General features: G+C 58.8%; 19 protein-coding genes. 12 read left to right on the top strand and 7 right to left on the bottom strand.

The annotated features are described in order from the left end of the window. Positions 1-97 precede the first annotated feature (97 nt). The 5 genes from KQP88_RS05095 (at position 98) to KQP88_RS05115 (ending at position 5,453) form a co-directional block, all read left to right on the top strand. Entirely contained in the window at positions 98-1,006 is a 909-nt protein-coding gene (locus KQP88_RS05095; RefSeq protein ID WP_216705006.1) for a carbohydrate ABC transporter permease, read from the top strand. Further along, entirely contained in the window at positions 999-1,844 is an 846-nt protein-coding gene (locus KQP88_RS05100) for a carbohydrate ABC transporter permease (protein WP_216705007.1), read from the top strand. The genes KQP88_RS05095 and KQP88_RS05100 overlap by 8 nt, the downstream gene beginning before the upstream one ends. A 2-nt stretch (positions 1,845-1,846) precedes the next feature. Further along, positions 1,847-3,004 (top strand): ABC transporter ATP-binding protein, encoded by a 1,158-nt coding sequence (locus KQP88_RS05105; RefSeq protein ID WP_216705008.1) that lies wholly within the window; start codon positions 1,847-1,849, stop codon positions 3,002-3,004. Between the two features lie 119 nt (positions 3,005-3,123). Next, positions 3,124-4,482 (top strand): carbohydrate porin, encoded by a 1,359-nt coding sequence (locus KQP88_RS05110; protein ID WP_216705009.1) that lies wholly within the window; start codon positions 3,124-3,126, stop codon positions 4,480-4,482. Positions 4,483-4,601: 119 nt separating this feature from the next. Then, a complete protein-coding gene (locus tag KQP88_RS05115) occupies positions 4,602-5,453 on the top strand; it encodes a D-hexose-6-phosphate mutarotase (protein WP_407681826.1) in 852 nt (283 codons plus the stop codon). A gap of 151 nt (positions 5,454-5,604) precedes the next feature. Here the strand turns inward: KQP88_RS05115 and KQP88_RS05120 are convergent, their stop codons facing one another. Continuing rightward, positions 5,605-6,471: a MurR/RpiR family transcriptional regulator gene (locus tag KQP88_RS05120; RefSeq protein WP_216705011.1), complete on the bottom strand. Its 867-nt coding sequence runs from the start codon at positions 6,469-6,471 to the stop codon at positions 5,605-5,607. Positions 6,472-6,677: 206 nt separating this feature from the next. On the opposite strand from KQP88_RS05120, the gene zwf reads away from it, so the two are divergent. From zwf to KQP88_RS05135, 3 genes are read left to right on the top strand one after another with little or no spacing between them, the layout of a single operon-like run. Continuing rightward, positions 6,678-8,147: a glucose-6-phosphate dehydrogenase gene (gene zwf / locus KQP88_RS05125; RefSeq protein WP_198728561.1), complete on the top strand. Its 1,470-nt coding sequence runs from the start codon at positions 6,678-6,680 to the stop codon at positions 8,145-8,147. Further along, the gene (pgl, locus tag KQP88_RS05130) at positions 8,134-8,847 is read left to right on the top strand and encodes a 6-phosphogluconolactonase (RefSeq protein ID WP_200995144.1); all 714 of its coding nucleotides are present in this window, start codon (positions 8,134-8,136) and stop codon (positions 8,845-8,847) included. Before zwf ends, pgl begins: the two co-directional genes overlap by 14 nt. Before the next feature lie 17 nt (positions 8,848-8,864). Then, complete coding sequence (locus tag KQP88_RS05135) at positions 8,865-9,539, top strand: bifunctional 4-hydroxy-2-oxoglutarate aldolase/2-dehydro-3-deoxy-phosphogluconate aldolase (RefSeq protein WP_025258776.1); 675 nt, start codon at positions 8,865-8,867, stop codon at positions 9,537-9,539. A 151-nt stretch (positions 9,540-9,690) separates the two neighbouring features. Here KQP88_RS05135 and KQP88_RS05140 read toward each other — a convergent pair whose 3' ends face one another. Then, positions 9,691-9,924 carry a DUF3820 family protein gene (locus tag KQP88_RS05140; protein WP_198728563.1) on the bottom strand — a complete coding sequence of 78 codons (234 nt, stop codon included), beginning with the start codon at positions 9,922-9,924 and terminating at the stop codon, positions 9,691-9,693. 221 nt (positions 9,925-10,145) lie between these two features. Between KQP88_RS05140 and KQP88_RS05145 the strand changes: the two genes are divergently transcribed. Continuing rightward, a complete protein-coding gene (locus KQP88_RS05145) occupies positions 10,146-10,616 on the top strand; it encodes a ferritin-like domain-containing protein (RefSeq protein ID WP_216705012.1) in 471 nt (156 codons plus the stop codon). Positions 10,617-10,672: 56 nt separating this feature from the next. Here the strand turns inward: KQP88_RS05145 and KQP88_RS05150 are convergent, their stop codons facing one another. From KQP88_RS05150 to KQP88_RS05170, 5 genes are all read right to left on the bottom strand, one after another. Continuing rightward, positions 10,673-12,184 (bottom strand): sensor domain-containing diguanylate cyclase, encoded by a 1,512-nt coding sequence (locus tag KQP88_RS05150; protein ID WP_216705013.1) that lies wholly within the window; start codon positions 12,182-12,184, stop codon positions 10,673-10,675. A gap of 167 nt (positions 12,185-12,351) precedes the next feature. Then, positions 12,352-13,716 (bottom strand): heavy metal sensor histidine kinase, encoded by a 1,365-nt coding sequence (locus KQP88_RS05155; RefSeq protein ID WP_216705014.1) that lies wholly within the window; start codon positions 13,714-13,716, stop codon positions 12,352-12,354. After that, entirely contained in the window at positions 13,706-14,383 is a 678-nt protein-coding gene (locus KQP88_RS05160) for a heavy metal response regulator transcription factor (RefSeq protein ID WP_198728567.1), read from the bottom strand. Before KQP88_RS05160 ends, KQP88_RS05155 begins: the two co-directional genes overlap by 11 nt. A gap of 10 nt (positions 14,384-14,393) precedes the next feature. Beyond that, the gene (locus tag KQP88_RS05165) at positions 14,394-17,495 is read right to left on the bottom strand and encodes a multidrug efflux RND transporter permease subunit (protein ID WP_216705015.1); all 3,102 of its coding nucleotides are present in this window, start codon (positions 17,493-17,495) and stop codon (positions 14,394-14,396) included. Beyond that, the gene (locus KQP88_RS05170; protein WP_216705016.1) at positions 17,492-18,652 is read right to left on the bottom strand and encodes an efflux RND transporter periplasmic adaptor subunit; all 1,161 of its coding nucleotides are present in this window, start codon (positions 18,650-18,652) and stop codon (positions 17,492-17,494) included. Before KQP88_RS05170 ends, KQP88_RS05165 begins: the two co-directional genes overlap by 4 nt. A 349-nt stretch (positions 18,653-19,001) precedes the next feature. Between KQP88_RS05170 and KQP88_RS05175 the strand changes: the two genes are divergently transcribed. The 3 genes from KQP88_RS05175 to KQP88_RS05185 all read left to right on the top strand — a co-directional run bounded on the left by KQP88_RS05175 (position 19,002) and on the right by KQP88_RS05185 (position 21,075). Beyond that, positions 19,002-19,382: a hypothetical protein gene (locus KQP88_RS05175; RefSeq protein ID WP_216705017.1), complete on the top strand. Its 381-nt coding sequence runs from the start codon at positions 19,002-19,004 to the stop codon at positions 19,380-19,382. A gap of 309 nt (positions 19,383-19,691) precedes the next feature. Further along, positions 19,692-20,276: a fimbrial protein gene (locus KQP88_RS05180; protein ID WP_200995140.1), complete on the top strand. Its 585-nt coding sequence runs from the start codon at positions 19,692-19,694 to the stop codon at positions 20,274-20,276. Positions 20,277-20,337: 61 nt separating this feature from the next. Continuing rightward, entirely contained in the window at positions 20,338-21,075 is a 738-nt protein-coding gene (locus tag KQP88_RS05185) for a fimbrial biogenesis chaperone (RefSeq protein ID WP_216705018.1), read from the top strand. Positions 21,076-21,121: the final 46 nt, after the last annotated feature.

Genomic DNA, 21,121 nt, shown 5'->3' on the forward strand with positions numbered 1-21,121 from the left:
TACCTGAACCCCAGCCGCAGTTCGTGCTGATGAAGCCGTACCCCGGTTTCACACACGTCTGTGGCCTGGATTCGATATTCCGGATTGGATACTCCCGATGAGCTCTGTCGCTGTGTTCAGCAAAGCTTCGCCTCTGGATGCGCTACAACGCTGGCTGCCCAAGTTGGTGCTGGCACCCAGCATGTTCATCGTGCTGGTTGGTTTTTACGGTTACATCCTGTGGACGTTCGTCCTCTCATTCACCAATTCGACTTTCCTGCCGACCTACAAATGGGTCGGGCTGGCGCAATACATGCGCCTGATGGACAACGATCGCTGGTGGGTGGCGAGCAAGAACCTGATGGTGTTCGGTGGCATGTTCATCGCCATCAGTCTTGTGGTCGGCGTGGTGCTGGCGGTGTTGCTGGATCAGCGCATTCGTCGTGAAGGTGCGATTCGCACCATCTACCTCTACCCGATGGCGCTTTCGATGATCGTCACGGGTACGGCCTGGAAATGGCTGCTCAATCCGGGCCTTGGTCTGGACAAGATGCTGCGCGACTGGGGCTGGGAGGGCTTTCGTCTGGACTGGCTGGTCGATCCTGACCGCGTTGTGTATTGCCTGGTCATCGCGGCAGTCTGGCAGTCTTCCGGGTTTGTGATGGCGCTGTTTCTGGCGGGCCTGCGGGGTGTCGATCAATCGATCATCCGCGCAGCACAGATGGATGGCGCGAGCCTGCCGCTTATCTACTGGCGTGTGATCCTGCCCAGCCTGCGTCCGGTGTTCTTCAGTGCCGTGATGATTCTGGCGCACATCGCTATCAAGAGCTTCGACCTGGTGGCGGCGATGACAGCCGGTGGTCCCGGTTATGCGTCCGACCTTCCGGCGATGTTCATGTATTCCTTTACCTTCAGCCGCGGCCAGATGGGCATGGGCTCGGCCAGTGCGATTCTGATGCTTGGCGCGATCCTGGCGATTCTGGTGCCGTATCTGTATTCCGAGCTGAGGACAAAACGCCATGACTAGTCACGTTGGCAAACCTTCCATCAGCTTCAGCCGGATCCTGATTCATGCTGTGCTGTTGCTGGCATGCCTGATTTATCTGGTACCGCTGGTCGTCATGCTGCTGACCAGTTTCAAGTCTCCCGAAGATATCGGCAGCGGCAACCTGCTGAGCTGGCCGAGCGTGGTCACTGTCATCGGGTGGATCAAGGCCTGGGATATCGTCGATGGCTACTTCTGGAACTCGATCAAGATCACGATCCCGGCTGTGATCATTTCCACCGCCATTGGTGCCTTGAACGGCTATGTGCTGTCGATGTGGCGCTTTCGTGGTTCGCAACTGTTCTTCGGCCTGTTGCTGTTCGGCTGCTTCCTGCCCTTCCAGACGGTCCTGCTGCCGGCGTCCTTCACCCTCGGCAAGATGGGGCTGGCCAGCACCACGACAGGTCTGGTGTTCGTGCATGTGGTCTACGGACTGGCATTCACCACGCTGTTCTTCCGCAACTACTACGTCAGCATTCCGGATGCGCTGGTCCGGGCGGCACGTCTTGATGGTGCGGGCTTCTTCACGATTTTCTGGCGGATCATCCTGCCGATGTCCACACCCATCGTCATGGTCTGCCTGATCTGGCAATTCACCCAGATATGGAATGACTTCCTGTTTGGCGTGGTGTTTTCCAGTGGCGAATCCCAGCCCGTTACCGTGGCGCTGAACAACCTGGTCAACACCAGCACCGGGGCCAAGGAATACAACGTTGACATGGCGGCGGCGATGATCGCAGGGCTGCCGACACTGCTGGTCTATGTACTGGCTGGCAAGTATTTCCTGCGTGGGCTTACGGCCGGCGCGGTCAAGGGGTAATCATGGCGACTCTCGAACTACGTAACGTAAACAAGACCTACGGCGCCAACCTGCCGGATACGCTCAAGAACATCGAGCTGAAGATCAATGATGGCGAGTTCCTGATCCTGGTCGGCCCGTCCGGCTGCGGCAAGTCGACGCTGATGAACTGCATCGCGGGCCTTGAGAACATCAGTGGCGGTGCGATCCTGATCGACGACGAAGACGTCAGCGGCACCAGCCCGAAGGATCGTGACATCGCGATGGTGTTCCAGTCCTACGCGCTCTATCCGACCATGAATGTGCGGGAGAACATCGAGTTCGGCCTGAAAATCCGCAAGATGCCTCAGGCTGCCATAGACGAGGAAGTGAGTCGCGTCGCCAAGCTGCTGCAGATCGAGCACCTGCTCAATCGCAAGCCGGGCCAGTTGTCCGGTGGTCAGCAACAGCGTGTGGCCATGGGCCGTGCCTTGGCGCGACGTCCGAAGATCTACCTGTTCGACGAACCGCTGTCCAACCTCGACGCCAAGCTGCGGGTCGAGATGCGCACCGAAATGAAACTGATGCACCAGCGTCTGAAAACCACCACCGTCTACGTCACCCACGACCAGATCGAGGCCATGACCCTGGGCGACAAGGTGGCGGTCATGAAAGACGGGATCGTCCAGCAGTTCGGTACGCCCAAGCAGATCTACAACGATCCGGCCAACCTGTTCGTCGCCAGCTTCATCGGGTCGCCGCCCATGAACTTCATTCCGTTGCGCCTGCAACGCAAGGAAGGCCGCCTGCTGGCCGTGCTCGACAGCGGTCAGGCCCGTTGCGAGTTGCCGCTGGGCTTGAGCGATGCGGGTCTGGAAGATCGCGAAGTGATTCTGGGGATTCGTCCTGAGCAGATCACCCTGGCATCGGGCGAGCCCAATGGCCTGCCGACCATTCGTGCCGAGGTGCAGGTCACCGAGCCGACCGGCCCGGATACTCTGGTTTTCGTCACGCTCAATCAGAGCAAGGTCTGCTGCCGTCTGGCGCCAGACGTCGCGCCTCAGGTGAGCGAAAGCCTGACCCTGCAATTCGACCCGGCCAAGGTCCTGCTTTTCGATGCGCAGAGCGGCGAGCGCCTGGGTGTCCTGGGAAAGCAGCAAACGGCTGAGCGCGTGGGCAATGTCACGCAAATGATCCGTTAAGCGTTACCGAGCACAGCTGTCGGGTCGAGCGCTGCCATACCGCACGACCCGCCAGTGAACACGAAGCAGTAAGAAAAACGTGCACCAAAGCTAATAACAATAAAACGAGGATTGATGGGATGAAGAAGATCAAGGCTAAATCGCTTTCCCGGTTCCAATTGGTACGCAAACTGTCCGTTGTGGGTGCGATGAGTCTGGCGGGCAGCGTACATGCTGCCGATGCGTTCGATGCCAACTCACCGTGGATGACGGGCGACTGGGGTGGCACACGCACCGAGTTGCTCGACAAGGGTTATGACTTCTCTCTGGAATACGTTTCCGAGATGGCCAGTAACCTCAAGGGTGGCTTTAACGACGACACCACCGGTCGTTACAGTGACCAGTTCGCTTTCGGCTTGAAGGTCGACCTGCAGAAAGCCTTTGGCTGGCAGGATGCAGAATTCAAGCTGGCCATTACCGAGCGTAGTGGTCGCAACATCTCCAATGACCGGATCGGCGATCCTCGTGCGGGCACCCTCAGTTCCTCTCAGGAAGTCTGGGGCCGTGGCCAGACCTGGCGTCTGACGCAAATGTGGGTCAAACAGAAGTATTTCGACGGCGCACTGGACGTCAAGGTTGGCCGGTTCGGGCCAGGCGAAGACTTCAACTCCTTCCCGTGCGACTTCCAGAACCTGTCGTTCTGCGGCTCGCAGGTGGGTAACTACGTCAACACCTGGTACAACTGGCCAATCAGCCAGTGGGCCTTGCGCATCAAGTACAACATCACGCCTGAGGTCTATGCCCAGGTCGGTGTGTACGAGCAGAACCCGTCCAACCTCGAAACCGGCAACGGCTTCAAGCTCAGCGGTAGCGGCACCAAAGGCATGATCCTGCCGGTCGAACTGGTCTGGACCCCGACCGTCAACTCGCTGCCCGGCGAATACCGTGTCGGTTTCTACAAGAGCACGCCAAGTGCCGACGACGTTTATGAAGGTGCCGACGGTCAGGCTCAGCCGATCTCCGGTGGTGCGTTCAAGTCTCACAGCAGCAAGCATGGCTGGTGGATCGTGGCTCAGCAGCAGTTGACCGCTCACAACGGCGATTCGTCTCGTGGTCTGAGCATCTTTGCCAACGCCACTGTGCATGACAAGGAAACCAACTTCGTCGACAACTACCAGCAGATCGGCCTGACCTACAAAGGTCCGTTCGATTCGCGTCCAAAGGATGACATCGGTATCGGTATCGCCCGTATCCACGTCAACGACGATGTACAGGACCGTGTCCGTCTGCAGAACCAGATTAACGGCATCAACGACTACGACAATCCGGGCTACCTGCCGGTACAGGACACCGAGTACAACTCGGAAATCTACTACGGCTTCCATGTCACCAACTGGCTGACCGTGCGTCCTAACCTGCAATACATCAAGCATCCTGGCGGCGTGAGCCAGGTTGACGATGCCATTGTTGCGGGCCTGAAAATTCAGTCGAAGTTCTGATTTCACAAACGCTCAAGGTCGTGTGTGCTTTACGGGCAGCCTGGCTGCCCGTTTTTTTATGGTCATGAATACCTTTATTTTCAGAGGTGCGGTTGGCGATGTCCCTCACTCACGCGCAGATGCACGAGCACCCGTTACAACGCTTTTTCACCTCCCGACGGGTCAGGCCGACCTTCGAGTGGGATCGCTATCAGTTGCGTGATGTGCTGGTGATCGATCATCCCCGGTGCCAGGCCGTGTTCAGTCGCCAGGGCGGGCAGTTGTTGCATTTCCAGCCTCGGGGACAGAAACCCTGGCTCTGGTGTGCTGCGCAATGGCCGCAGGTCGGCGCCATTCGTGGTGGCGTGCCGGTCTGCTGGCCCTGGTATGGCCGTCATCCCAGTGAAAGCGGCTGGCCTGCCCATGGCTGGGCACGTCTGCTGAACTGGAAGCTGATCGACAGCGCCGAGAGCGAGGCAGGCGTGACTCTGCACTGGCAGTTGCAGCTCTGGGACTGGCAGGTGGATCTGCATGCCGAACTGGGGCAGGGCATGGAACTGCGCCTGAGTACCCGGCATGAAGACAGCGAGCCCTGCCATTTCAGTCATGGGCTGCATGCTTATTGGCGCATCAGCGATGTGGCGGGCGTCGCGCTGGAAGGGCTGGATGGCGCGCAGGGCTACGACAAGCTCAGTCGGCAGGTCTGCCAGCAGGAAGGCGAGCTGCGGGTTGCTGGAGGCTGCCAGCGGGTCTTCGAGCATACCGGCGCCGTGCAGCTTCAGGACAGCGCCTGGAAGCGGCGTTTGCACATCGACACCAGCGACAGCCCGAGCACGGTGGTCTGGCATCCCGGCAGCAGGCCGCTACTGGGTGTCTGCGGCAGCGAAGCCAGCGGCTTTGTCCGTGTTGAAGCAACTTCATGTGAAAGCGAACACGGAAGCCTGGAGCCGGGCGAGCAGGCGCAGATCAGATTGCAGGCCTGTCTGGCGTAGGTATCAATCAAGGCACGAACAAAACTTGTGGGAGGCAGCTTGCTGGCGACAAAGGCCTGAAAACTGGCAGATATTCTGCGTCTGTACGCAAAGTCGCCAGCAAGCTGCCTCCCACAAAGTGATTCATTTAACCCTGACCGGGTGGGTTGTATCAGTCCTGATCTTCCGCCGGATACCGGCTGTCATTCAGGCTTTCCTTGATCTTGCGCAAATGCGGCTGGAAGTCCACGCCGCGGCGCAGGGTCATGCCGGTGGCCAGTACGTCTAGGACGGTCAGCTGGATGATCCGGGAAGTCATCGGCATGTAGATGTCGGTGTCTTCGGGCAGCGGAATATTCAGGCTCACGGTGCTGGCCTTGGCCAGGGGAGAGCCTGCGGCGGTAAGGCCCAGTACCGATGCACCGTTGGCCCGTGCAATGCGTGCCACTTCCACCAGCTCACGGGTGCGTCCGGTGTAGGAAATGATCACGAACAACTCACCGGTATGCGCCACCGAAGCGATCATGCGCTGCATCAGCACGTCCGCATGGGCGGTGACTGCCAGGTTGAAACGGAAGAACTTGTGCTGGGCATCCAGCGCCACGGGTGCCGAGGCGCCCAGGCCGAAGAAGTGGATCTGACGGGCCTGGATCAGCATGTCCACCGACTTGCTGATCAGCGTCGGGTCCAGTTGCTGGCAGGCGCTGTCCAGTGACGCGATGGCGCTGCCGAAAATCTTCTGGGTGTAGGCCTCGGGGTTGTCATCGGCTTCCACTGCCCGGCTGACATAGGCCGCGCCGCTGGCCAGGCTTTGTGCCAGTTGCAGTTTCAGCTCGGGGTAACCGCTGACGTTGAACGAGCGGCAAAAGCGATTGACCGTCGGCTCGCTGACTTTCGCCGCCTGGGCGAGGGCCGCGATGCTGAGCCGCGTGGCCATCTGCGGGTTGAGCAGGATCACCTCAGCGACCTTGCGTTCAGCCTTGTTCAGCTCTTCGAGCCGGACCTGGATCTGCTCCAGGAGATTTTTTGCGCGGTCCATTTCAAGTCCTTGTCGCGGCTGATTACCAACGGTTTTGTATTAGCTCTTTAGCCTGTAGCAAAGGTGGCCTATCGTACTGGTGGCCTGTGTCGATCACCACTGGAATATGGTTTTAGACAAAATGTTGTGGTTATTACTACATATGGCCTTGAGTAACGCCTTTAAAAAAGGTATTTGTAGCCTAACTTGATAAAAGAACCAACATTATGCCCTCGATTACGGTTGAACCGTGCACTTTTGCCTTGTTTGGCGCCTTGGGCGACCTGGCGGTGCGCAAGCTGTTCCCGGCTCTTTACCAACTCGACCGCGCCGGATTGCTGCATGACGACACCCGGATTCTGGCCCTGGCGCGCGAGCCTGGCACCGAGGAGTCGCATCTGGCGTACATCGAAAAATCCATGCGTCGCTTCATTCCCGAGGCTGAACTGGAAGCGGACAACGTTGAACGTTTCAAGGCACGCCTGAGCTATCTGCATGTGGATTTCCTCAAGGCAGAGGATTATGTGGCCCTTGCCGAGCGCGTCGGCGATGCCGAAACGCTGATCGCCTACTTCGCCACACCTGCGTCGGTCTATGGCGCCATCTGCGAGAATCTGGCGTCGGCCGGTCTGGCCGATCGTACCCGCGCCGTGCTGGAAAAGCCTATCGGCCATGACCTGGCGTCCTCGCGACGGGTCAATGACGCCGTGGCGCAGTTCTTCCCGGAAAACCGCGTCTACCGGATCGACCATTATCTGGGCAAGGACACGGTGCAGAACCTCATTGCCCTGCGCTTCGCCAACAGCCTGTTCGAGACTCAGTGGAACCAGAATCACATCTCCCACGTGGAAATCACCGTGGCCGAGAAGGTGGGTATCGAAGGCCGCTGGGGCTATTTCGATCAGGCCGGCCAACTGCGCGACATGATTCAGAACCACTTGCTGCAACTGCTCTGCCTGATCGCCATGGACCCGCCCAGCGACCTGTCGGCCGATAGTATCCGGGACGAGAAGGTCAAGGTGCTCAAGGCGCTGGCACCTTTCACCCCCGAGCGTCTGGCGACCCAGGTGGTGCGTGGCCAGTACACCGCCGGTTACAGCGAAGGCAAGTCGGTGCCCGGTTACCTGGAGGAAGAAAACTCCAATACCCAGAGCGACACCGAAACCTTCGTGGCCCTGCGCGCCGACATCCGCAACTGGCGCTGGTCGGGCACGCCGTTCTATCTGCGTACCGGCAAGCGCATGCCGCAGAAGCTGTCGCAGATCGTGATCCACTTCAAAGAGCCGCCGCACTACATCTTCGCACCTGAACAGCGTCTGCAGATCAGCAACCGCCTGATCATCCGCCTGCAGCCCGATGAGGGCATCTCCTTGCAAGTGATGACCAAGGATCAGGGGCTGGATAAAGGCATGCAGTTGCGCAGCGGCCCGTTGCAATTGAATTTTTCCGACACCTACCGCAGCGCCCGGGTCCCGGATGCCTATGAGCGGTTGTTGCTGGAAGTGATGCGCGGCAATCAGAACCTGTTTGTTCGCAAAGATGAAATCGAGTACGCGTGGCAGTGGTGCGATCAGTTGATCGCCGGCTGGAAGAAGGCAGGCGATGCGCCCAAGCCTTACGCCGCCGGTTCCTGGGGCCCCATGAGCTCCATTGCGCTGATTACTCGTGATGGGAGGTCGTGGTATGGCGATATGTGATCTTGAGCTGCCAGCAGGACTGGTGGCGCGCGAATTCGATAACCCGCAGCAACTGGCCGGTGCGCTGGCTGGCAATGTGGCCGAGCGCCTGAACGCTGCTATCGCCGCCAATGGCGTGGCGACCCTGGTGGTGTCCGGTGGGCGCAGCCCGGTGGCGTTTTTCCAGAGCCTGGCTGAAAAGCCGGTGGACTGGTCCCGAGTGGTCATCAGCCTGGCTGACGAGCGCTGGGTTCCGGTCGAGCATGCCGACAGCAATGCCGGCCTGTTGCAGCGCCACTTGTTGCAAGGCCCTGTGGCCGAGGCGAAGTTCATCGGCCTGTACACCCCGGCCGAGAGTCTGGAAGAGGCGGCACTGGCGGCGGACGAGATTCTGGCGCAACTGCCTGCCATCGATGTGCTGATTCTGGGCATGGGCGATGACGGGCATACCGCGTCCCTGTTTCCCGGCAGTCCGAACCTCGAACAGGCACTGAACCTGGATGACGAGCGCCGTTGCCTGCCGATGCTGGCCCCCAGCGTGCCTCATCAGCGCCTGACCCTGACTCGCCGTCTGCTGGCTTCGGCGCGTCACCCGATTCTTTCCGTGTCCGGCCAGGCCAAGCTCGACACATTGCGCACAGCGCTGGCGGGCGACGATATCGCCCAACTGCCGGTTCGTGCCTTCCTCAACTCAACACTTGAGATTTACTGGTGCCCATAAGCAAAGGATCCGTCGCCATGACAACGAACGAAAATAATCAGCCGCGAAACAGCATGGCGAACAAGATTGCCCAGATCGACGAACTCTGCGCCAAGGCCAGAATCCTGCCGGTCATTACCATTGCCCGCGACGAGGATGTCCTGCCACTGGCAGACGCCCTGGCAGCCGGTGGCCTGACGGCTCTGGAAATCACCTTGCGTTCGGCGTTCGGCCTGAGCGCGATCCGTATCCTGCGCGAGCAGCGCCCTGAATTGTGCGTGGGCGCGGGCACCGTGCTGGATCGCAAGATGCTGGCCGATGCCGAAGCGGCCGGTTCGCAATTCATCGTGACACCTGGCAGCACCCACGATCTGCTGCAGGCGGCGGTGGATAGCCCGCTGCCCATGCTGCCCGGCATCAGCAGCGCTTCGGAAATCATGATCGGTTATGCCCTGGGGTATCGTCGCTTCAAGCTGTTCCCGGCTGAAATCAGCGGCGGCGTGGCGGCAATCAAGGCCTTGGGCGGCCCGTTCAACGAAGTGCGTTTCTGCCCGACTGGCGGGGTGAATGCCGATAACCTCAAGAGCTACATCGCACAGCCCAACGTGATGTGCGTGGGGGGCACCTGGATGATCGACAACGCCTGGGTCAAGAATGGTGACTGGGGTCGCATTCAGGAAGCCACGGCAGAGGCGCTGGCGCTGTTCGACTGAATATCCGGCTTCGGGCATCAGGCCCGGGGCCTTCAAAGAAGTTGTTGTTGGTTTGTATGGTTTTTACGGTGCTCCCTGGTCCGGAGCGCCGTTTTTTTTGCCTGTACGATTTTTTCGCGAATGAATTCGCTCCCACAGAGTAGGAGCGAATTCATTCGCGAAAGGGTTGCCGCGGCCTTGTACGCAGGGGATCCAGCAGCCCGCTCAGGCCGTTATGGTCGATTTCCTGCATCAGGGCCAGCAGGCCACCCAGCTCGCCTTGAGGGAAGCCTTCCCGGGCGAACCAGTTCAGATAGTGGCCGGGCAGGTCGGCAATCAGTCGGCCCTTGTACTTGCCGAAAGGCATTTCACGGGTGACCAGCAGTTTGAGTTTTTCCGGATTCATGTGTAAGCCATCGATAACGTAATTCAAATGAGAACATACCTGCATTCTGCATGCAGGCAAAACGACAGTTCATGCAGAAAGAGCGGGTGGGCTATTCTGGTTATATCCATAACTCGTTGAAATATATGTAAAAAATAAAATAAAAGAAGCTGGCATGGGGACTGCAATCAAGTAAGTCAGCAACAAGACTTCTTTCCACACTGCCTAGTAAGGATATTGAAATGACCGACGTCAATAAAGAATCCATTGACCTGCTCAACGATCTGATCGAAACCAGCAAAGACGGTCAAAAGGGCTTTGAAACCAGCGCCGAGGATCTGAAGAATCCTGCGCTCAAGAGCTTCTTCCATACCCGTGCCAGCGAGTGCAGTACTGCTGTACGCGAACTGCAGGCTGAGGTCCGTGCATTGGGTGGCGACCCTGAAACCGGTTCAAGTGCGGCAGGCTCTCTGCATCGCATGTGGGTTGACCTCAAGTCTGCCCTGACCGGCAAGAGTGATGAAGCCATTCTCAATGAAGTCGAGCGTGGCGAGGACCATGCTCTGGAGGCCTACAAGAAGGCGCTGCAAAAGGCTCAGGAAAAATCCCTGCCTGCCAATGTGATTGCCCTCGTGCGCAAGCAGCTCGATGGCACCCAGCGCAATCATGATCAGGTCAAGGCCTTGCGTGATCAGGTACGCGCAGCGTCCTGATAGCCTGTTGTCGCAAGTCTGAAGAAAAACGCCAGCCAGCCTGGCGTTTTTTGCGTTCAGTCCTGGCCGAACACCCGCTGCTCCACGCGATTGCGACCGTTGTTCTTGGCTTGATACAGGGCCTTGTCCGCGAGGCCGAACAGGGATGCGAGTTTATTGCCCTGCTTGACGACTTGCGAGGCGACACCAATGCTGACGGTGATCCGTTGCTGGTCGCCGTTGAACACCGGCATGACCTCCACGGACGTGCGGATCGATTCAGCCAGGGCCATGGCGCCCTGCAGGTCGGTTTCCGGCAGCACCACGACAAACTCTTCGCCACCATAGCGGGCCGCAATATCCCCAGGACGACGGATGGTTCGCGAAATGGTGTAGGCGACCTTGCGCAGTGCTTCATCGCCGCCGGGGTGACCATGGCGTTCGTTGAAGGCCTTGAAATGGTCCACGTCTACCATCAGCAGCGATAAGGGCTTGCCTGAACGTACGGCCCGCGCCCATTCGATGTCCATTGCATCATCGAGCTGACGCCGGTTGGGCAGTCCGGTCAGGCCGTCGGTGGCGGCCAGGCTGGCCAGTTTGTCTTCGGCCTGGTGACGGCGGCGCAGTTCGCGGCACAGCAGAAAGGTCAGCCACATGATCCCGATGCACAACACGCCTGTGGCGCTGCCCACCAGCCAGGCATTGCGTCTCCAGACGGCATAAACCTCCTCTTCGGCCTGACCGATCACCACAATCAACGGCAAGTCGCCGACCCGGGAAAAGGTATAGAAGCGCATGGCCCGGAGCTGGGATGACATGGCGGTGAAGCTGCCGGTGCCCTCCTGAACGATTCGTTTGAAGTTCTCCGAGGCGCTGTAATCCTTGCCGGTCAGATCCAGGCCTTCCACATCGGGGTAGCGAACCAGCATGGTGCCATGGGCTGTGATGATGCTGATGCTGCTGCCCTTGTCCAGGACCTGGCTTTTGAACAGCTCCCTGAAATAGACAAGCCGGATGATGCCAGTGGCGACGCCTTCAAACTCGCCATTGGGGCCAGACATGCGACGGCTGAGACTGATAAACCAGTCCGGATTGCCCGATCGGGTCTTGAACGGACCATCTACATGAAGGCCCGTAGAAGGGTTTTTCAGGTGGTACTGAAAGTATTCGCGATCTGAAAAGTTATCGTTGCGCGGAATGACCGACAACGCGTCTGCAATAATCTTCCCGTCTTTATCCAGCAGAACCATATCGCCCTTGAAGGGCGCTATTGTAGAGCGGTCGAACAGGACAAGTTGTCGCAGTTCCGCCGAAATGTCCTGCAGGTCCGGGCGCTTCCACGACTTGAGAATGCCTCGCAATGAAGTGTCATACAGCTCGGCATTACGCATTACATCGGCATTGATCAATTGAACGATATTGGACGCTGTACGGGCCGCCGACGATGTTGCGTCGGCCCGCTCGCGAGCCAGCAGAAACGCGACAATGACCAGAATGGCAAGCATCGACAGCGAACTGCCGCCGATCAGCACTTTCTCGGAGCGTGTCCACTTGTAGTTTGCAGATTGCAGGGGTGCAGGAGAATTCATCGCAGCCGTTGTACTTCCGGAGCAGATCGGTCGAGGCCGGATATATATCACGCTCTTTATGAAAAGATAGGAATTAATTCAAGTAAGGGACGGTTTTTCGGTGCAGTGCCTTGAATAAGAGTACTTAGTGCGCGTTATTTGGTGGCGTGGTTTTTATGGCGCGGGCTTTAGAGCGGTAGATGGAGGCCGAATGTATTGAAGCCCTGCTCGCTTCTCACAAAGACCGTACCACCGTGCATCAGCGCAATGGCTTTGACGATGGCCAGCCCCAGCCCGTGATTCGCGCCGCTGTTACTGCGTGAAGCATCCACCCGATAAAAACGCTCGAACAGCCTGGGCAGATGTTCTTGTGATATGGGCGGACCGGGGTTGGCAATGCCGATGCTGACATGCTCGCTGCCGGGTTGAATGTCTACGCGTATCACCTGACCGGGCGCGGTATGTTGAACCGCATTGTGCAGCAGATTGATCAGCGCACGGCGCAGGTGGGCTTTCTCGATGGGAACGCTGGCATCGCCTTGCACTTCGACTTTGACCTGAGCGTCTTCGAGGATGAAGTCCAGATAATCGAGAGTCGTGGCGACTTCCTGGGCGAGGGAGGCACAGGTCAGTTCGGTGGCTTTGCTGCCCTGGTCGGCGCTGGCCAGGAACAGCATGTCGTTGATGATCGAGCGCAGCCGCTCCAGCTCTTCAAGGTTCGATTGCAGCACCTCGAAGTAATGCTCCGCCGAGCGGCCACGGGTCAGTGCCACCTGGGTCTGGCCGATGAGGTTGGTCAGCGGCGAGCGCAGTTCATGGGCTACATCGGCGTTGAACGACTCAAGGCGTGAATAGGCCTGCTCGACGCGTTCCAGTGTCGAGTTGAAAGAGGTGACGAATTGCTCCAGCTCCGGCGGCAATGGCGACATGCGCAGGCGACCGGACAAGTGGGGCGGCGACAGCTTGCGGGCTTCCCAGGAAAGACTGGCCAGCGGTCGCAGCCCGATGCGCGCCACCCAGTAACCCAGCACCGAAGCCAGTACGACGCCGACCACTGCCAGGCTGATAAGGGCAATCAGCAGCGAGTGCTGGGTATGCCAGAACGTCTCTGTGTCGATGGCGGTCATGAAGCGCAATGTGGGGCGCTGGTCCTTGGCCGGGAACTCGCTGACCAGCACCTTGAAAGGATACGGATGATCGGCCAGCCTGAAGTCGTGCATGCCCAATGGACCATGTGCCAGACGGCGGATCTGGGTATCGGGATTGCCGTATTCGTAGAGCGGATCGTCGCTGACGACCCAGAAACGGATACGCTTGTCTTCCTCGCTCAGCAGGCTGAGCTTGTTCTTGATCTTGCCCCAGTGCTCGGGGTTGCCGAAGCGACTCACCGCCGATTCCAGCACGCTGTAGCGCGCATCCACCTCGGCTTTGGGCAGCAGATCCAGGCCCTTGTCGACCTGCAGGTACAAGACCCAGCCAATCAGCAGAAACACCCCGAAGGCAACCAGCGCGAACAGGCCGCTCAAGCGCAGGGCGATGGAGTCAGTCCGCACTGCGGTCCTCCAGCACGTAGCCCATGCCGCGGATGGTGTGCAGCAGTTTCTGTTCGTGAGGACCATCCAGCTTGGCGCGCAGGCGCTTGATCGCGACTTCGACGACGTTGGCGTCGCTGTCGAAATTGATGTCCCAGACCATCTCGGCAATCGATGTCTTGGAGAGGATTTCCCCCTGACGCCGGGCCAGCACGCTAAGCAGCGAAAACTCCTTGGCGGTCAGTTCCAGGCGCACTCCGGCGCGCGTTGCCTTGCGGCTGATGAGGTCGATCCACAGGTCGGCGATGCTGATCTGCACCGGTTCATGACCGCCGCTGCGCCGGGTCAGGGCTTGCAGGCGGGCGACCAGTTCCAGAAAGGAAAAGGGCTTGCCCAGATAGTCGTCGGCCCCTTCGCGCAGGCCGCGAATCCGGTCATCCACCTGCTCGCGTGCGGTCAGCATGATCACCGGCGTCTGCTTTTTCGCCCTCAGGGCGCGCAGCACACCAAAGCCGTCGAGGCCCGGCAGCATCACGTCGAGAATGATGACGGCATATTCGTTTTCCAGCGCCAGGTGCAGCCCTTCGATACCATCCCGGGCCAGATCCACGGTATAGCCTTGTTCGGTCAGGCCGCGATGCAGGTAATCCGCTGTTTTCTCTTCGTCTTCGATAATCAGCACGCGCATGGGACGACTCTCATTTGTGGATGGCCAGCGCTGGCGCGGGCTCTGGCTGGCGGCGATGGAACAGCCGCTCCAGTTGCAGATAGATGACCGGCGTGGTGAACAGCGTCAGCATCTGGCTGACCAGCAGGCCGCCGACCACCGCAATACCCAGTGGCTGGCGCAGTTCGGCACCGACTCCGAAGCCGAGCATCAGCGGCAAGGCGCCGAGCAGGGCGGCGAGGGTGGTCATGATAATCGGTCGAAAGCGCGTCAGGCAGGCTTCGTAGATCGCCTCTTGTGGCGTCAGACCTTGTTCGCGCTGGGCTTCGAGGGCGAAATCCACCAGCAGGATGCCGTTTTTCTTGACGATGCCAATCAGCAGCACCACGCCGATCAGCGCCATGATCGAGAAGTCCTGGCCCATCAACCACAGCAGCAACAGCGCGCCGATGCCCGCCGAGGGCAGGGTGGAAATGATGGTCAGCGGGTGGACGAAACTCTCGTAGAGCACGCCCAGAATGATGTACACCGCCACCAGCGCCGCGAGAATCAGCCAGGGCTGGTTGGCCAGCGAACTCTGGAAGGCCTGGGCGGCGCCCTGGAAGTTGCCGATGATCGCTGCCGGCATGGCGATTTCTTTCTTGGCCTCATCCAGCATGCGTACCGCATCGCCCAGCGCCACGCCCGAGGCCAGGTTGAATGACAGGTTGGCGGCCGGGAACATGCCGTCATGGCTGATGGACAACGGTCCCATGGTCGGCGGGCTGACCCTGGCCAGTGCCGACAGCGGCACCATCTCGTTGGTCAGCGGCGAGCGCAGATAGAAATAGTTCAGGCTTTCGGCCTTGCCGCGCTGTTGCGCATCCAGTTCCAGCACGACCTTGTACTGGTTGACCTCGGTCTGGAATTCGCTGATCTGCCGCTGGCCGAAGGCGTCGTAGAGCGCCTGATCGACGTCGGCGGTGGTCAGCCCGAAACGTGAGGCGGCGCTGCGGTCGATGTCGATATGGGTCACGCTGCCGCCCAGTTGCAGGTCGTTGGACAGGTCGCGAAAGGCCGGGTTGCTGCGCAGTTTTTCGGTCAGGCGCTGGGTCCAGGTGTTGAGCAGGTCGCCATCGTTGCTCTTGAGCACGTATTGATACTGGCTGCGGCTGGGGCCGGAACTGAGGTTGATGTCCTGGCCGGCGCGCAGGTAAAGCACGATGCCGGGCACCTTGGCCAGTTTCGGGCGCAGACGGTCGATGAACTCATTGACCGACACGTCCCGCTGGGCCCGTGGCTTGAGGGAAATCCAGAAGCGACCGTTGGCGATGGTCTGGTTGCTGCCGCTGACGCCCACCGAATGCGAGAACGCCAGCACCGCCGGGTCTGCGCCGACGATCTTCGCCAGCTCCAGGTGTTTTTTCACCATGTCCGGATAGGAAATATCGGCTGCGGCTTCCGTGGTGCCGAGGGCGAACGCGGTGTCCTGGACCGGAAAGAAGCCCTTGGGGATCAACACATAGCCGACAACCGCCAGCACCAGCGTCAGGCCGAATACCCCGAGCGTCAGGCGCTGATGCGCCAGGGCCTTGCGCAAGCCGCGTTCATAAAGCGCCAGCAGTCGCTCACCAAACCCGGGTTTCTTGTGCTGGTCGTGCTTGGGAGCACGCATGAACATGGCCGCGAGTGTCGGGGCCAGGGTCAGGGACACCACGACTGAGATCAGAATGGTCGCCGTGGCGGTCAGGGCAAACTCCTTGAACAGTCGCCCGACCACGCCGCCCATGAACAGCAGCGGAATGAAGGCCGCCACCAGAGAGAAGCTGATCGACACCACCGTGAAGCCTATTTCCCCCGAACCCTTGATCGCCGCCTCGCGCATGCCCTGGCCCGCTTCAAGGTGGCGATGGATGTTTTCCACCACCACGATGGCATCGTCCACCACGAAGCCGACGGCCACGACAATCGCCACCAGGGTCAGGTTGTTCAGGCTGAAGCCCATGACGTACATCATCGCGAAGCTGGCAATCAGCGACACGCCCAGTACGCTGCTGACGATCAGGGTGGCGGACAACTGGCGCAGGAACAGCGCCATGACGGCGATCACCAGCAGGACGGCGATCAGCAGGGTCAGTTCGACTTCATGCAGCGAGGCGCGGATGGTGCGGGTCCGGTCGTTGAGCACTGAAACGTCCACGGATGCAGGCAGCATTTCCCGCAAGCGCGGCAGTTCGCGCTGAACGCGGTCCACGGTATCGACAATGTTGGCGCCCGGCTGGCGGAAGATCGCGATATTGACGCCCTGCTGGTCGCCGGACCAGGTTTTGACGTAAGCGTTTTCGGAGCCATTGATGACCCGCGCCACATCCTTGAGATGCACGGGGGCGCCGTCCTTGTAGGAGACGATCAACTGCGCATAGTCCTGGGGTTTGAACAACTGATCGTTGGCAGACAGTGTGGAAATACTGTCCTTGCCATACAAGGCGCCCTTGGCCAGGTTCAGGCTTGTCTGCTGAACGGACTGGCGTATATCGGCCAGGGTCAGGCCCAGTGCGGCGAGCTTTTCCGGGGCTGCCTGGATGCGGATCGCCGGGCGCTGCTGCCCTGCGATTGCCACTTGACCGACGCCTTCTATCTGGCTGATCTGTCGGGCCAGAAGGGTTTCAGTGATATCGCTCAGTTCGGTGCCGGGCATCAGGCTGGAACTGACGCTCAGGATCAGCACCGGGCTGTCGGCCGGGTTGACCTTGCGCCATGTAGGCAGGTTCGGCAGGTCGGCGGGCAAGCGTCCTGCGGCCGTATTGATGGCGGCCTGCACTTCCTGGGCGGCGGTATCGATGCTTTTGTTGAGGGTGAATTGCAGGGTCAGATTCGTCGAGCCCAGCGCGCTGCTGGAGGTCATCTGGGTCATGCCCGGTATGGCGCTGAACTGCACTTCAAGGGGCGTGGCCACTGAAGACGCCATGGTTTCCGGGCTGGCGCCGGGAAGCTGGGCGCTGACCTGGATGGTCGGAAACTCGGCTTCCGGCAATGGCGCGATGGGCAGGCGCGGGAAAGCGATGGCCCCCAGCAATACCAGGGCAAACGTCAGCAGCAGCGTGGCGACCGGATGATCAATGCACCAGGCCGAGATCGAGCCCCGACCTTTCATTGCGCGCTCCCCACCTTGAGCAGGGCAGGCTGTGGCGATTCACTCACCACTTCGATCCGCGTCCCAGGCCGCAGTCGCGACTGTCCGTCGCTGACCAGCACGTCACCGGCCTGCGGGCCGCTGATCAGGGTCAGGTCGCTGTCCTGATAAAGCACCGTGACGGGCACCACTTCGACTTTCTGTTCACTCGTGACCCGATACACATAATGCTGGTCGATGCCACGCTGCACGACCTGCGGCGGGACCTTGAGCGAATTGCGTTCGATGCCGGTCTGGATCTTGACCGTGACCAGTTGTCCGGGCCAGAGCTTTTCATCGGCGTTGTCGAACTGCGCCTTGGCGCGAATGGTGCCCGTGGTCGCCGATACCTGGTTGTCGATCAGCGCCAGTTTGCCTTCGCCCAGCAGCGTGCCGTTGGCGCCATCGCCCAGGTAAGCCCTGACTGCCGCCGAAGCGGGATTGGCGGTCAGGGTCTGCAAGGTGGGCAGCATGTGTTGCGGCAGGGAGAACTCCACCGCCACCGGGTTTATCTGGGTGACGGAAAACATGCCGGTGGCATCGCTGACGCGCAGAAAGTTGCCTTCATCCACATTGCGAATCCCGACCCGGCCAGTCACCGGAGAGCGAATCTGGGTGTGGGAAAGCTGTACCTGTGCGGCATTGATGTTCGCCTGATTCCCCAGCACGGTGGCATTGAGCTGACGAACCAGAGCCTGCTGCTGGTCGAATGTCTGCCGGGAGATGCCGTTGTCGTCAGTCAGCTGGCGATAACGCTTGAGGTCTACCTGCGCCACATCCAGTTGCGCCTGGCTCTGGGCCAGTTGGGCACGGGCCTGTTCGAGCGTGGCGCGAATCGAGCGGTCATCCAGGGTTGCCAGCAGGTCACCAGCCTTGACCGATTGTCCCTCCTTGACCAGCACCCGGGTCAGGATGCCGTCCACCTGCGGGCGAATCACCACACTTTGCAGCGATAGCACCGAACCTATTCCGGTCACGAATCGCGGCACATCCTCGGCACTGACACTGATCACCTTGACCGGCACGGCGACCGGGGTGTTTGTCTTGGTAACAGCAGGGCGTGTCAGGTTCCAGGCGGCAATCGCGGCAAGCGTTGCTAAGGTGGCCACAGCAATGACGATTCTGGTCTTTTTACGCATGTGAAGGAGGCGCCGGGAGGGTCAAGTGAGAAACCATGAAGTCTGGTGCTCCTTATAGCGGGTAAACCCGGTCAGTAGAATGACTTTTAGCTGTCAGAATTGTCAGCAAGCGACCAGATGGGAGGCGCAGCATCAAGAATCGCCAATTTCAGGCGATATTTGTTTCAGGTTGCACGGGAAAACGCTGAATCACTCACAGGTTCTAGAGTACGAGGTTATTGCAGTGCTACTTGCAGAAATTTCGCGCTCTATATAAGAAAAGTCCTACAGGTAGTGTGCGATTTTTCTGGCGGTTAATCCTTTTGTCGACTTAACTCAAATCTGTCGGTTGATCAAGCGGAGTAGAACCATGAAGCGCGAGGCGTCGGTGTGGAGAAAGTTTCTCGAGGCTGTACCCAGTGCTCGGAATCTGTCTGCTTTTATCAGTATTTCTGTATTTTTTTTATCCGCGCCCATCATGGCGCAAAACGAGGGTCTCAGGTTTCACGGCAAACTTGTCAATACAGGCTGCACTGTCGAAAGAACTGTCACCAGAGTGAAAGATAGCGAAGTTCGTTACTTGCAGGTTTCCGGTATTACGGTGCAGGTCAGTGCCGGGCGTGACGCATGCGGCGAGCAGGCCATGCCATTGAGCCTGCACTATCAAGTGTTGCCGCTTACTTCATTGCAGGCGGGCATACAGAATCCTGGAAATATCCAGACAGGGTTGCTCATACTGACTTATCAATAAAGCGCTTTCTTCTCATGAGCCGTCATGCTTGGCAGTGTGACGGTTTTTCAGGCTTTGAAAAAAAAGCGAATCATGTTTACCCAAATGCAATCTTTGGTTGACTGTTTTACTCTGTCTTTCTGCTCAGTCCGCAGTCTGTATGGCGTGTAGGCTGTTTTTGATTTTTCCTACAGAAAAGCCCTTCAATTCAAGTTGGTCTATCTCATATTTCAAAGTCATTAGCCTGACAGCGGCTTAAAAGTCCGGGACCTATAGTGCTCGCCGTCCGATAGTGGGCACACACGAAATAACACAAGGAATGTCGTTGTTATGAAAAAGCTTTCTCTCACATTAGCTGTTATGAGCGTTCTGGGGTTGGGTGCTGCGGGCATGGCTAACGCCGCCAACAACGGTAAGTTGATATTCAATGGAACACTGACCAATATTTCCTGTGATGTTGCTCCAGGCACGGGTGTCAGCCCAGGCACCAATCCTGGCGAAATCAATGTCGATCTTGGAAATGTATCGTTTTCCGATATCGGTCTTTCGAGCGAAAGCAAACTCGAAACGGCCATGCCTATCCAGTTGCTGGTCAACTGCAGTGCCGGTGCCGATCAGTACAACATGGTGAAAATGCGTTTTACAGCCCGCAATGGCAGTGGTCTGGATAACAACGATCCGAAACTGTTGCGCACCACCGGTGCTGCTGACGGTGTCGGTATCGGTCTGCTCAACGCATCCAATGTACTCATGGACCTGAGCGGCAATGAAACCATCGACAACACCCTGGTGAAGGATGGTGCGGGTGGTGCGACGGCAGAAATCAACTTCGGCGCCGTCTATGTACTTAATGGCACACCGACCAATCCGGGTAATGCCGATGGTTTCATGCCTTTCGTGCTGGACTACGAGTAATGAAACGGCAGGGTGAGCATTGCTCGCCCTGCCTCATGCCGAACTCAATGCGAATGCCACCATGTTATTTACCTCTTTTCGCTCTGCCGTCGTTCTTGCGGTTGGGCTGTGGATGTCGGCCGTCGAGGCGGGCATTGTGCTCAATACTACTCGGGTCATTTATCAGGGCGGTGACAAGGAAGCCAGTTTTGCTGTGCAAAACAGTGGCGGCGGAGAAATTCTTCTGCAGTCCTGGCTGGAAGCGCCGGCCAGCGGAGATAACGTCACTGCGAACCTGCCTTTTGTCGTGGCTCCGGCACTTGCCCGCATGGCAGGCGGCAGTCGGCAATTGTTGCGCATCATCTATGCCGGATCAGGCTTGCCGGAGGATCGGGAGTCGGTGCTCTGGCTCAATGTGCAGGAAATTCCCCAGACGGCCGCGGAAAATACCCTGCAGATTGCGATACGCCAGCGCATCAAGGTGTTCTTTCGGCCTCAGGGCCTGAAGGGCGATCCGGCGATGGCCCCGGAAATGTTGCGCTGGCGGCTGCTCAAGGGTGATGTGCTGGAGGTCGAGAATCCGGGGCCTTATCACGTCTCGATGCTCAAGCTGGCCACCCGCCAGGGCGGCAAGGAACTGGCGAGTCTTGAAAGCCAGATGCTTTCGCCGGGCCAGAACCTGCGCCTGACACTGATGCACAAGTCCGGCAATGGGCCGGTGGCGTTGAGTTTTATCAGCATCAATGACTTCGGTGGGCAAGTTCCTTATCAAGCGACTCTCAATGGAGAGCAAATTACGTTGGCCACTAAAACCCGATAGCGATAACTCTCCAAATATTAGCCTGGACGCTTTTATTGATTCTCAA

Origin of the sequence: Pseudomonas lijiangensis, assembly GCF_018968705.1 — a bacterium.
In the GTDB taxonomy this organism is placed as follows: domain Bacteria; phylum Pseudomonadota; class Gammaproteobacteria; order Pseudomonadales; family Pseudomonadaceae; genus Aquipseudomonas; species Aquipseudomonas lijiangensis.